The organism is Achromobacter sp. 1011811831 (assembly GCF_059760905.1).
Genome location: NZ_JCBANG010000137.1, coordinates 1 through 11,609, shown reverse-complemented (window position 1 = coordinate 11,609; position 11,609 = coordinate 1). Strand labels below are relative to the sequence as shown.

15 protein-coding genes are annotated in these 11,609 nt (G+C 67.1%); 10 read left to right on the top strand and 5 right to left on the bottom strand.

Features of this window, described 5'->3' with window-relative positions; all coding sequences use genetic code 11:
• The 4 genes from AC6LJ9_RS29080 to AC6LJ9_RS29065 all read right to left on the bottom strand — a co-directional run.
• Window positions 1-1,022: ATP-binding cassette domain-containing protein (locus AC6LJ9_RS29080; protein WP_498150251.1), on the bottom strand; the 1,022-nt coding region annotated here is incomplete at its 3' end.
• 181 nt (window positions 1,023-1,203) lie between these two features.
• A complete protein-coding gene (locus tag AC6LJ9_RS29075) occupies window positions 1,204-1,557 on the bottom strand; it encodes a hypothetical protein (RefSeq protein WP_498150250.1) in 354 nt (117 codons plus the stop codon).
• A gap of 86 nt (window positions 1,558-1,643) precedes the next feature.
• On the bottom strand, window positions 1,644-1,931 hold the full coding sequence (locus AC6LJ9_RS29070; RefSeq protein ID WP_103273793.1) for an addiction module antidote protein: 288 nt from the start codon (window positions 1,929-1,931) through the stop codon (window positions 1,644-1,646).
• A 78-nt stretch (window positions 1,932-2,009) separates the two neighbouring features.
• A complete protein-coding gene (locus tag AC6LJ9_RS29065; protein WP_498150249.1) occupies window positions 2,010-2,315 on the bottom strand; it encodes a type II toxin-antitoxin system RelE/ParE family toxin in 306 nt (101 codons plus the stop codon).
• A gap of 423 nt (window positions 2,316-2,738) precedes the next feature.
• On the opposite strand from AC6LJ9_RS29065, the gene fmdA reads away from it, so the two are divergent.
• Window positions 2,739-3,968 carry a formamidase gene (fmdA, locus tag AC6LJ9_RS29060; protein ID WP_498150248.1) on the top strand — a complete coding sequence of 410 codons (1,230 nt, stop codon included), beginning with the start codon at window positions 2,739-2,741 and terminating at the stop codon, window positions 3,966-3,968.
• 13 nt (window positions 3,969-3,981) lie between these two features.
• Window positions 3,982-4,314: a zinc ribbon domain-containing protein gene (locus AC6LJ9_RS29055; protein ID WP_103273796.1), complete on the top strand. Its 333-nt coding sequence runs from the start codon at window positions 3,982-3,984 to the stop codon at window positions 4,312-4,314.
• 165 nt (window positions 4,315-4,479) lie between these two features.
• Here the strand turns inward: AC6LJ9_RS29055 and AC6LJ9_RS29050 are convergent, their stop codons facing one another.
• On the bottom strand, window positions 4,480-4,893 hold the full coding sequence (locus tag AC6LJ9_RS29050; RefSeq protein WP_498150252.1) for a copper resistance protein NlpE: 414 nt from the start codon (window positions 4,891-4,893) through the stop codon (window positions 4,480-4,482).
• 141 nt (window positions 4,894-5,034) lie between these two features.
• Here AC6LJ9_RS29050 and AC6LJ9_RS29045 point away from each other — a divergent pair, with 141 nt between their 5' ends.
• The 8 genes from AC6LJ9_RS29045 (at window position 5,035) to infC (ending at window position 11,477) form a co-directional block, all read left to right on the top strand.
• Window positions 5,035-5,508 (top strand): OsmC family protein, encoded by a 474-nt coding sequence (locus AC6LJ9_RS29045; protein WP_498150247.1) that lies wholly within the window; start codon window positions 5,035-5,037, stop codon window positions 5,506-5,508.
• Window positions 5,509-5,686: 178 nt separating this feature from the next.
• The gene (locus AC6LJ9_RS29040; RefSeq protein ID WP_498150246.1) at window positions 5,687-6,133 is read left to right on the top strand and encodes a carboxymuconolactone decarboxylase family protein; all 447 of its coding nucleotides are present in this window, start codon (window positions 5,687-5,689) and stop codon (window positions 6,131-6,133) included.
• Window positions 6,134-6,148: 15 nt separating this feature from the next.
• Window positions 6,149-7,078: a sigma-70 family RNA polymerase sigma factor gene (locus AC6LJ9_RS29035; RefSeq protein WP_498150245.1), complete on the top strand. Its 930-nt coding sequence runs from the start codon at window positions 6,149-6,151 to the stop codon at window positions 7,076-7,078.
• Complete coding sequence (locus AC6LJ9_RS29030) at window positions 7,059-7,637, top strand: GNAT family N-acetyltransferase (protein ID WP_498150244.1); 579 nt, start codon at window positions 7,059-7,061, stop codon at window positions 7,635-7,637. The genes AC6LJ9_RS29035 and AC6LJ9_RS29030 overlap by 20 nt, the downstream gene beginning before the upstream one ends.
• Before the next feature lie 132 nt (window positions 7,638-7,769).
• Entirely contained in the window at window positions 7,770-8,321 is a 552-nt protein-coding gene (locus AC6LJ9_RS29025; RefSeq protein ID WP_498150243.1) for a cysteine hydrolase family protein, read from the top strand.
• Complete coding sequence (locus AC6LJ9_RS29020) at window positions 8,321-8,560, top strand: DUF3820 family protein (RefSeq protein WP_212320555.1); 240 nt, start codon at window positions 8,321-8,323, stop codon at window positions 8,558-8,560. The genes AC6LJ9_RS29025 and AC6LJ9_RS29020 overlap by 1 nt, the downstream gene beginning before the upstream one ends.
• 392 nt (window positions 8,561-8,952) lie before the next feature.
• Complete coding sequence (gene thrS / locus AC6LJ9_RS29015) at window positions 8,953-10,905, top strand: threonine--tRNA ligase (protein WP_498150242.1); 1,953 nt, start codon at window positions 8,953-8,955, stop codon at window positions 10,903-10,905.
• Between the two features lie 5 nt (window positions 10,906-10,910).
• On the top strand, window positions 10,911-11,477 hold the full coding sequence (gene infC, locus AC6LJ9_RS29010) for a translation initiation factor IF-3 (protein WP_199771040.1): 567 nt from the start codon (window positions 10,911-10,913) through the stop codon (window positions 11,475-11,477).
• Window positions 11,478-11,609: the final 132 nt, after the last annotated feature.

The window sequence follows — 11,609 nt, the reverse complement described above, 5'->3', positions numbered from 1 at the left end:
GCGCTCGCCTGCCGCACGGCGGCGTCCAGCGCCTGGGCGGCGGCCTGCATGCGCAGCCGCTCGCGGCCGGCGTGCCGTTCGGCGTTGGCCTTCTTCATGCCCAGCAGGATGGGCGCCTGGTTGGCATCGCGCGCCTGCCGCGCATTGCGCGCGCCGCGGCGCAGCTCGGCGTCGTGCCGCTGGCGCAGCGTCCGCAGGCCGGCATCGCGTTCTGCGCGGGCGCGGGCCAGCGCGGCATCGGCCGAGGCGGCCTGCTGTTCATGGTGCTTGCGGTAGGCGCTGTAGTTGCCGGCGTGCGCGGCCAGCGCGCCGCGTTCCAGCGCCACGATGTCCGACATCGTGTCCAGCAGGGTCCGGTCATGGCTGGCGATGATCAGGCCGCCACGCCAGGCGGCCAGCCTTTCCCTCAGCCAGCCGCGGGCGCGGGCGTCCAGGTGGTTGGTGGGTTCGTCCAGCAGCAGTCCGTCGGCGTCCTGCGCCAGCGCGCCGACCAGCGCCACGCGGGTCAGTTCGCCGCCGCTGACGGCGCCTGCCGGTAGTTCCGGCGGCCAGGCCGGCAGGCCTGCGTCCGCCAGCATGCGCGGCCATTCCTCGCGGACGCGCCAGCGGCCGTCCACCAGGTCGAAGTCCGCCTGGCTGCCCGTGCCGGCTTCGATACGCGCCAGGGCGCGCAGCGCGGGCGCCATGCCTGCCACGTCGGCCAGCGTGACGCCAGGTCCGGCGGGCAGGGATTGCGGCACGGCGGCGATGCGCCCGCGACGCTCGATGCGGCCCGATTGCGGCGGCAGTTCGCCGAGCAGCAGCCGCAATAGCAGCGTCTTGCCCGCGCCATTGCGGCCGACCAGGCCGTGGCGCGCGGCGCTGAAATCGTGGCTGACGTCGTCCAGCAGCATGCGGCCGTCGGGCAGCGCATGGCTGACGTGGCGCAGGCTGATATGAAAGGTCGCCGCGAGCGGCGCGCGGGATTGCCGGGAAGGGAGAAGGGGGCGCGCCAGCGCGGGCGCGTGGGGTGCGTGGGCCATGAAGCGCTCCTGACGATGAACGGGCCTTGCGGACGCGGCGGGCTGCCGGCGGCAAGGACGAATCGGAGGAAGGCTTAGAGGTTCATGGCGGGGGCGCTCCCGGCGGTGAAGTGAGCGGCCATTGTCGCATATCGACGGCGGCTGTACGTGCCAGCCGCGGTCGCGGCTCGGCGTGCGCCGGCTACTTCATCAGCGGGCCGCAGACCTTGATCCAGTCGGATTTCTGCGAGGCCAGCATGCCGGCTTCCCGATCCATCGCGCCAGCCGTGTCGGCGGGAAAGGTTCCGCCATCGCGCGCGCAGACTTCGTAGCGGTCGGCCAGTTCGAAGCGCAGGTCCAGCAGGTCCAGCCGCCCCTGGCACAGCGTGCCGTCGAGCTTGCCGCCCCGCGCCGCTTCCAGCGCGTCCTGCGCCGACTGGGCGCGCCGGTAGTCCGACTGCGCGGAATCGAAGGCGGCGACGCAGTCTTCGGCGGCGGCCGTGCTGGAGAAGGCGGCGAGCAGCAGGGCGGCGGACAGGAGGCGGGATGCGGTCATGGACAGGCAGCAGGGCGCAACAGGAAAGGGCGCGCCGGGTTCGGGGACTGCATCATAACTGGGCGGCGTAGAGCGCCATGCAGCGCTCAGGCAAGGGTGGCATGCAAGCGCAGGCCAAGTGCGCGCAATACCTTGAGAATGGTGCTGAAGTCAGGGGCGCGCTCCCCGGACAGCGCTTTATACAGGCTCTCGCGCGACAGCCCGGTGTCCCGCGCGACCTGGGTCATGCCCTTGGCGCGAGCGATATCGCCGAGCGCCTTGGCAATCAGCGCCGCATCGCCTTCGGCGATGCATGCATCCAGGTAGAGCGCCATTTCCTCGGGCGTTTTCAGGCGCTCCGCGATGTCGTATTTCCGTGTCGTCAGTTTGCGCATGGGGGGCTCCCTGTGGAGCGACAGTTGAAGGGGGCGATGCTGGCAGCTTCAACGGCGTTGACGGCAGCCGTCTGGTTTTCAGAAATTCCAGTCCAGTTCGTCGACCAGGCGTAGCGCCATCCTGATATCGGCGTCCTGGGTCGATTTATCTCCTCCTGCAAGCAGGATGACGATGGTTCCCGCGACGCGTTCGGTGAAATACACCCGATAGCCGGGATCGAAATCAATTTTCAATTCAGAGACTCCCTTTTCCAGATGCCGGCATCTGCCTGGGTTTCCGAGGGCCAGTCGCTGTATGCGTGCCTGTATTCGTGCCTTGCCGACCTTGTCCTTCAGGCGGGCTTCGAAGTCATCATAGGCCTCGGTGCTGCGGAGTTCTTTCACGGGTTCCTGGCCTCGCTTTTTGATAGTCGATGACTGTCATGTGCGTTTCCTGGTCCGTGGTGGGTGTAGCCATGAGGCTACGAAAAGAAGTGTAGCCATATGGCTACGAAGGCGCAAGAAACTTTGTAGTCATCCGGCTACATCTTGCCGCCTCGAAGGAGATGGCTCCATCCTCATTCTTGATAGGTGGGAATGCCTTGACGCGCCGGTTTTTGGCATTGCCGGCGGTGCGCAAGCAAGCGATATAGGCAACCCCAGGAATCCCCTGATCGAAATCGGCCCGAACACGGTTTACCTGTACCCGAAACTGGTCTACCTTGCTTTACATGTCAAGGATCTGCGGGGCGCGCCCGCGCCATCCAATCGGAGGGTCCTGGATAGAAAGTTCTGTTTTATCAACGCCCACGCTGGAGATGAAAGAGAATGACCGACACGCTCATCAAGGTCGACCTGGCCCAATCCCCGTACGAGAACAAGCAGATCCACAATCGCTGGCATCCGGACATCCCGATGGCGGTGTGGGTCAAGCCCGGCGACGACTTCGTCCTGGAAACCTATGACTGGACCGGCGGCGCGATCAAGAACGACGACAGCGCTGACGACGTGCGCGACGTGGACCTGTCCACGGTGCATTTCCTGTCCGGGCCGGTGGGCGTGGAGGGCGCCGAGCCCGGCGACCTGCTGGTGGTCGACTTGCTGGACATCGGCGCCAAGCCCGACAGCCTGTGGGGCTTCAACGGCTTCTTCAGCCGCAACAATGGCGGCGGTTTCCTGACCGATTATTTCCCGCACGCACAGAAATCCATCTGGGATTTCCACGGCATGTTCACGTCCTCGCGCCATGTGCCGGGAGTGAATTTCGCCGGCCTGATCCATCCCGGCCTGATCGGCTGTCTGCCCGACCAGAAGCTGCTGGACGACTGGAACAAGCGCGAGCAGGCGCTGATCGACACCAATCCGAACCGCGTGCCGCCGCTGGCCAACCCGCCCGCGCCCAAGACCGCGCACATGGGCGCGTTGCAGGGCGCCGACCGCGATCGCGCGGCGGCCGAAGGCGCGCGCACGGTGCCGCCGCGCGAGCACGGCGGCAACTGCGACATCAAGGATCTGTCGCGCGGCGCGCGCGTGTTCTTCCCGGTCTACGTCAAGGGCGGCGGCCTGTCGGTGGGCGACCTGCACTTCTCGCAGGGCGATGGCGAAATCACCTTCTGCGGCGCCATCGAGATGGCCGGCTGGGTCCATATGCGCGTGTCGCTGATCAAGGGCGGCATGAGCAAGTACGCCATCCGCAATCCCATCTTCAAGCCCAGCCCGATCACGCCGAACTACAAGGACTACCTGATCTTCGAGGGCATCTCGGTCGACGAGCAGGGCAAGCAGCACTACCTGGACGTGAACGTGGCCTATCGCCAGGCCTGCCTGAACGCCATCGAATACCTGAAGAAGTTCGGCTATTCCGGCGCCCAGGCCTATTCCATCCTGGGCTGCGCGCCGGTGCAGGGCCATATCAGCGGGGTGGTGGACATTCCCAACTCCTGCGCCACGCTGTGGCTGCCGACCGAGATCTTCGATTTCGACATCCAGCCCTCGGCCTCGGGACCGGTGAAGCACATCAAGGGCGACGTCGACATGCCGCTGTCGCGCGACCGCTAGGAGAGCCCGCATCATGCCCATCTATGACTATGCCTGCGGCGGCTGCGGCGAGTTCTCGGCGCTGCGGCCGCTGGCGCAGTGGCGCGATCCCGCCGACTGCCCGCAATGCGGCGCGTCCTCGGAACGCATCGTGGGCGGCGCGCCGGCCATCTCGGCGCTGTCGTCCGCGGTGAACCGGGCGCGCGCGGCGAACGAGCGCAGCGCCAACGAGCCGCGCAGCTCGCGCGCCGGCCACGGCATGAACTGCGGCTGCTGCTCGGGCGGACGCAAGTCCGGCAAGACCCGGGTGGCGGCGGACGGCGCCAAATCTTTCGCCGGCTCCCGCCCCTGGATGATCAGCCACTGAATGAGGCCCCCCCGAAGCGCTGCGCGCTTCCCCCAGGGGCATGCCTACGGACCGGCGGAGCCGGATCCGTGGCATCCCGCTTTGGGGCAGCGTCTTGCGGGGCGGGCTCATTCTTGCGGCCCGCAGGCCTGCACTCCTGAGGAGCACGCGGGCGCTTTGGGGCGGCTATCTCATGCGGGGTAGTACGTAGTGGGGCGCCAGCGGGCCGGTGGGGCGGGTGCCGTCGCGGTATAGCTGGGTCAGCTGGTTTTCGCCGACGAAGTAGCGCTGGCTGTCGCCGGAGGCGTCCAGGCGGATGGTGCTGCCGTCGGATTCCCACGAAAAGGTGCCGGCCACGACTTCGGGCTGGGGCTGGCGGTCCAGGTACTGGGTCTGCTTCTCGTAGCGGCCGTCGTCGGACAGAGTCACGCGCGTGCGGATGCCCGGGCAGTCGGCGCAAGGCAGCACGCCTTCGTAGCTGCCGGCCCAGTCCAGGGAGTCGCGCGCGGTGTGGCTGTCGACGGGGGCAGCGTTGCGCGACGGGGCGCAGGCGGTCAGAAAGGCTAGCGTCAGGGCGCAGGTCAGGGTGGTCTTGATCATCATGGCGAGCTCCTGTTTGGTAAAACCGGCCCACGATACGGACGCAAGCCGCGGGCCGCTGAAACGGGATGTAAGACGAGACGGCGCGCGGTGGCTTGCGTTACGCTGTCCTGCCCTTCATCCGACAGGCGCATCATCGCAATGAACGGCGAACACCGCTACCTTGTCCGCGTGGAATGGACCGGCAACACCGGCTCCGGCACGTCCGACTACAAGTCCTATTCGCGCAACCACCAGATCCAGGCCGGGGGCAAGCCCGACATCGCCGGCTCATCGGATCCCGCGTTCCGGGGGGACCGGACGCGCTGGAATCCGGAAGACTTGCTGGTCGGGTCGCTGTCGGCCTGCCACAAGCTCTGGTACCTGCACCTGTGCGCCGTCGAGGGCGTGCGCGTGCTGTCGTACCGCGACGAGGCCGAGGGCCTGATGGCCGAGGATCCCGAGCGCGGCGGGGCGTTCACGCGGGTGGTGCTGCGGCCCGTCGTCGGCGTGGCGCCGGGTTCGGACACCGCGCTGGCCGCCGCGTTGCACGAGCGCGCGCATCACTTCTGCTACATCGCCAATTCGGTGAATTTCCCCGTGCTGTGCGAGCCGCGCATCGTCGAGGAAAGCTAGGGCCGGGCATTCCTGGCGTCCACGGCGCCGGCGGGGCGGCGCCGTCGCGGCAATAATTTTTACAATTTTCCGGCGGCCGGCTGTCACGCGGCCAACGGCTGTCTCGTCTTATGCACGACGGCGCTTCGCAACGGACGCCCGAGCCCTTTCCCAACCGCATGAGCAGAGAGAGACCATCATGAGCACCGCCCGCCTGAATCCCTATACCGCCGCGCCCAAGGCCGTGAAGGCCATGCTGGCCTTGACCGAGGCTGCCGAGCATTGCGGCCTGGAAAAGAGCCTGATCGAGCTGGTCAAGATCCGTTCCTCGCAGATCAATGGCTGCGCCTATTGCATCCACATGCATTGCAGCGACGCCCGCAAGCTGGGCGAGACCGAGATGCGCATCTACCTGCTGCCGGCCTGGCGCGAGTCCTCGCTGTATTCCGGCCGCGAACGCGCCGCCCTGGCCTGGACCGAAGCGCTGACCCGGCTGCCGGACACCGGCGCGCCCGACGCCGACTACGACGAGCTGGCCCGCCACTTCAGCGAAGAGGAGCGGGTTAATCTGACGCTGGTCATCAACATGATCAACGGCTGGAACCGCATCGCCGTCGGTTTCCGTTCCGTGCATCCCAAAGACTGAAGGCCGACGCCCAGCATGAGCGCACTGACCACAGGCGACGCCGTCGCCGATTTCGAGCCCCATCGCCGCGTTCTGCAAGGGCTGGCCTACCGCATGCTGGGCTCATGGTCCGAGGCGGAGGACATGGTGCAGGAAGCCTGGCTGCGCTGGCGGGACGTAGACCGCGCGCAGGTCGACGCGCCGCGCGCCTATCTGTCGCGTACCGTGACCCGCCTGTGCCTGGACCACATCAAGTCCGCCCGCGCGCGCCGCGAGGAATACGTCGGCCCGTGGCTGCCCGAGCCGCTGCCCGACGCCGGCCTGTACGGCGGGCTGGGCGAGGGCGCGCTGGCCCACGATCTGTCGGTGGCGCTGATGCTGGCGCTGGAGCGGCTGTCGGCGCCCGAGCGCGCCGCCTTCCTGTTGCACGATGTCTTCGACCTGCCTTACTCGGAGGTCGCCCGGACGCTGGGGCGCAACGAGGCCGCCTGTCGGCAGCTGGCTTTGCGCGCGCGCGACCGCGTGCGCGAGGCGCGGCCGCGCTTCGCCGCCACCGAGCAGGACGGCCTGCGCATCGCCGAGGCCTTCCTGCAGGCGTCGCGCGAAGGCGACCTGGGCGCCTTGCGGCAGCTGCTGGCCGACGACGCGGTGCTGCATTCGGACGGCGGCGGCAAGAAGGCCGCCACGCTGCGGCCGGTCATGGGCGGCGACAAGGTGGCGCGCTTTTTCGCCGGCATCGCAGGCAAGCCGGGCGGCAAGCTGCTGGGCGCGGCCGTGGTGCGCCTGAACGGCATGCCCGCCGTGCTGGGCACCGAGGCTGACGGCCTGCCGCGCTCGATATCGCTGGATATCCAGGATGGCCGGATCGTGGCGGTCTACATGGTGCGCAACCCTGATAAGCTGCGCCATGTCGCGGCCCTGGCGCCGCGCCAGTCCGCCGAACCCGATGCGCCCCTATCCCCCTGAACGATACGACCTGAACCTGCCCGCGCTGGACCTGCCCGGGCTGCGTCTGCGCGCCATGCGCGAGGCCGATGCCGATGATTGGCACGACTACCTGCGCCTGGAGGAAGTGACGCGCCACACCAGCTGGCGGCTCGATGGCCCGGCCACGCTGTCGGCGCTGATCCGCGCCTATGCCGAGCCGGCGCGTTCCAACAGCATGCGGCTGGCGATCGCCGGGCCGGACGACAGGCTGGTCGGCACGATCGGCCTGAACGAAATCTCCATCCCGCACCGGCGCGCCGAGATCGCCTACGACCTGGCGCCGACGTACTGGGGCAGGGGCGTCGCCAGCGAGGCCTGCCGCAAGCTGGCCGAGTGGGCCCTGCGCGACCTGGGTTATGCCCGCATCCAGGCCACGGTGCTCGACACCAACCAGTCCTCGCTGCGGGTGCTGGAACGCTGCGGCTTCCAGCGCGAAGGGCTGTTGCACGCCTATCGCGAGGTCGCGGGCGCATCGCGCCACTTCTGGATCTACGCGCGCACCTGGCCGCCAGCGGGCGGCGCGGCTGATTGCGGTTGATCGCAGTGGCTTGCGGCCTGCGCCCTTGGCATCGCTGACGCATGCCGGCGGCGGGCCGGCAAGAGCGATGCGCCCGGACTTGCGCAAGGTAGACTGGCCCCTTCCATTTTTCCCGACCCTTCCGGAGCCACCGTGACTTCCGCCCTGATCGTGATCGACGTGCAACGCGCCCTGTTCGAGACTTCGCCGCCGCCGGCCGATGCCGCCGCCGTGCTCGAGCGCATCAATGCGCTGGCCGACCGCGCCCGCGCCGCCGGCGCGCCGGTCATCTATGTCCAGCACGAAACCCGCGAAGGGGCGATGGCCGCCGGCCAGCCTGGCGTGGACCTGGACCTGCGGCTCGCGCCGGCGACCGACGACAGGCGCGTGCGCAAGACCACGCCCGACTCGTTCCTGCGCACGACCCTGTCCGACGAACTGAAGGCGGCCGGCGTGTCGAGCCTGGTGATCTGCGGCTATGCCACCGAATTCTGCGTGGACACCACCGTGCGCCGCGCGGCCGGCCTGGGCCTGCCCGTGACGCTGGCGGCCGACGCCCACACCACCCACGACAAGCCGCACGCGTCCGGCGCCCGCATCCGCGAGCATCACAATGCCACGCTGCCGGCGATCAGCAGTTTCGGCGTGCGGATCCAGGCGCTGCCGGCCGCCGCCATCGATTTCGCGGCCGGGGGCGAGGCCTGATGGATCCCGAACTGCTGTCGCTGCTGGTCACGCGGACCATGCCCTTCGGCAAGTACCAGGGCAGGCTGATCGCCGACCTGCCGGGGCCGTACCTGGCCTGGTTCGCGCGCAAGGGCTTTCCGCCCGGCGAGCTGGGCCGGCTGCTGGCGCTGATGCACGAGCTGGATCACAACGGCCTGGCCGAGCTGCTGGCGCCGCTGCGCAAGGGCGGCGTCGGCAAGGTTGGCTTGGGCAAGTGAGCCTTGCCGGGCGGAGGGGCGGGCAGGGCCTGTTTGGCGCCGACACTGTCGCGCAAATGTCACGAAATGCGCGCAAACGGTGCTACAATCGGCAACGTCCAACTCAGGATAGGTCCAGCCAGGGCCAGTCCAGGATAGGTCCAGCCAGGGCCAGTCCGAGTCCAAGCCCCAAACCGGTCCCGACATCATGTTTTTCCCGCAGGCACGAACTACTACTTGGAACTTTCGCCCTATGTCGCGTTAAGTTTTTTCGTGCGTCGGGTTTCACCGTGGCAAGTCGGCGGTAAAGCTCATAGCAAGACAAATCCAGAAAACGCGGCATAGGCCGCGTTTTTCGTTTCCGCGTTTTCCGCATACCCCCTTTCGTTTTCAGAACCCAGGAAGCACTCCCGATGGTACAGATCACATTGCCCGATGGTTCGCAGCGCCAGTATCCGGGGCCGGTCACGGTCGCCGACGTCGCGCAGTCGATCGGCACGGGCCTGGCCAAGGCCGCCTTGGGCGGCCGCGTGGCGTTCGACGGCGCCGAGTCCAAGCTGGTCGACACCAGCTACCGCATCGAGTCCGACGCGAGCCTGGCCATCGTCACCGCCAAGGACGCCGACGGCCTGGACCTGATCCGCCATTCCACGGCGCACCTGCTGGCCTACGCGGTCAAGTCGCTGTTCCCGGACGCGCAGGTCACCATCGGCCCCGTGATCGACAACGGCTTCTACTACGACTTCTCGTACAAGCGCCCCTTCACGCCGGAAGACCTGGCCGCTATCGAGAAGAAGATGGCCGAGCTGTCCAAGAAGGACGAGATCGTGACGCGCGAGGAATGGTCGCGCGACGACGCCGTCGAGTTCTTCAAGGGCATCGGTGAAAAGTACAAGGCCGAGATCATCGCCTCGATCCCGTCCAACGAGACGCTGAGCCTGTACCGCGAGGGCGAGTTCATCGACCTGTGCCGCGGCCCGCACGTGCCGTCCACGGGCAAGCTCAAGGTCTTCAAGCTGATGAAGGTGGCCGGCGCCTACTGGCGCGGCGACAGCAAGAACGAGATGCTCCAGCGCATCTACGGCACGGCCTGGGCCACCAAGGACGAGCAGGACGCCTACCTGCACATGCTGGAAGAGGCCGAGCGCCGCGACCACCGCAAGATCGGCCGCGAACTCGACCTGTTCCACTTCCAGGACGAAGCCCCGGGCCTGATCTTCTGGCACCCCAAGGGCTGGTCGCTGTGGCAGCAGGTCGAGCAGTACATGCGCGGCGTCTACCGCGACAACGGCTACCAGGAAGTGAAGGCGCCGCAGATCCTCGACATCTCGCTGTGGAAGAAGACGGGCCACTGGGACAACTACCGTGAAAACATGTTCACGACGGAGTCCGAGAACCGCGTCTACGGCCTGAAGCCCATGAACTGCCCGGGACACGTGCAGATCTTCAACGCCGGCCTGCATTCGTACCGCGAGCTGCCGCTGCGCTATGGCGAGTTCGGCCAGTGCCACCGCAACGAGCCGTCCGGCTCGCTGCACGGCATGATGCGCGTGCGTGGTTTCACGCAGGACGACGGCCACATCTTCTGTACCGAGGAACAGCTCCAGGACGAGTGTGCCGACTTCACGGCCCTGCTGCAGAAGGTCTATCGCGACTTCGGCTTCACCGAGGTGCTGTACAAGGTCGCCACGCGCCCCGAGAAGCGCATCGGCTCGGACGAGGTCTGGGACACGGCCGAATCGGCGCTGATGGAAAGCCTGCGCCGCACCGGCTGCGAATTCGAGATCTCGCCGGGCGAGGGCGCCTTCTACGGCCCGAAGGTCGAGTACACGCTGAAGGACGCCATCGGCCGCCACTGGCAGTGCGGCACGATCCAGGTCGACTTCTCCATGCCCGTGCGCCTGGGCGCCGAGTACGTGGACCAGAACGACCAGCGCCGTCCGCCGGTCATGCTGCACCGCGCGATCCTGGGTTCGCTCGAGCGTTTCATCGGCATGCTGATCGAAAACCACGCCGGCGCGATGCCGCCCTGGCTGGCTCCGGTGCAGGCCGTGGTGTGCTGCATTTCCGAGCCTTCGGCTGATTATGCGGCTCAAATTGCGCAAAGCCTGAAAAAACAAGGCTTTAGGGTTGAATCGGATTTGCGCGGTGAAAAAATCACTCGTAAAATCCGGGAGCACAGCCTGCAAAAGGTGCCGTACATCCTCGTCGTCGGCGACAAGGAGAAGCAAAATGGCACCGTCGCCGTACGCGGCCTGGGCGGACTGGATCTCGGCGCAATCGCCTTCGACGACTTCGTCGCGCGCCTGTCCGAGGACGTTTCCACCCGCCGCGACGTTGTTCACCCCGACAGCAGTGCTGCTTAACATTTATAGGAACTTTCAACATCGCCACTGAAAAAGCCAATCGCATCAACGGTGAAATCCGCGTCCCCGAGGTGCGCCTGATAGGTCTGGACGGAGAACAGCTGGGCATCGTCAAGATCGCCGACGCCTTCCGTCTTTCCGAGCAAAGCGACGTGGATCTGGTGGAAATCGCGCCGAACGCCGAGCCGCCGGTCTGCCGTTTGATGGACTACGGTAAGTTCAAGTACCAAGAGCAGAAGCGTCAAGCCGAAGCTCGTTCGAAGCAGAAGGTCATCCAGGTCAAGGAAGTCAAATTCCGTCCGGCCACCGACGAGGGCGACTACCAGGTCAAGCTGCGCAACCTGCGCCGCTTCCTCGAGGAAGGCGACAAGGCCAAGGTGACGCTGCGGTTCCGTGGCCGTGAAATGGCTCACCAGGAACTGGGCATGCGGGTACTTGAGCGCGTGCGCGACGATCTGGTCGAACTGGCCCAGGTCGAAGCCATGCCGAAGCTCGAAGGCCGTCAGATGGTCATGGTGCTGGCGCCGAAGAAGAAGGCCGCCCCCGCGGGCAAGGCCGAATCGGCCGCCTGAGTCCCACAGAGCCTCCCTCCGGGGAGGCTCTGGCGTTTCGGGTCGGCGTTCCCGACCGGCGTTTCACGCCGGCCCGGAGCCGGCCGGGGCAGCCCCGAATGCAAGTCACGAACCCGCCGCGTCCGCCAGGAC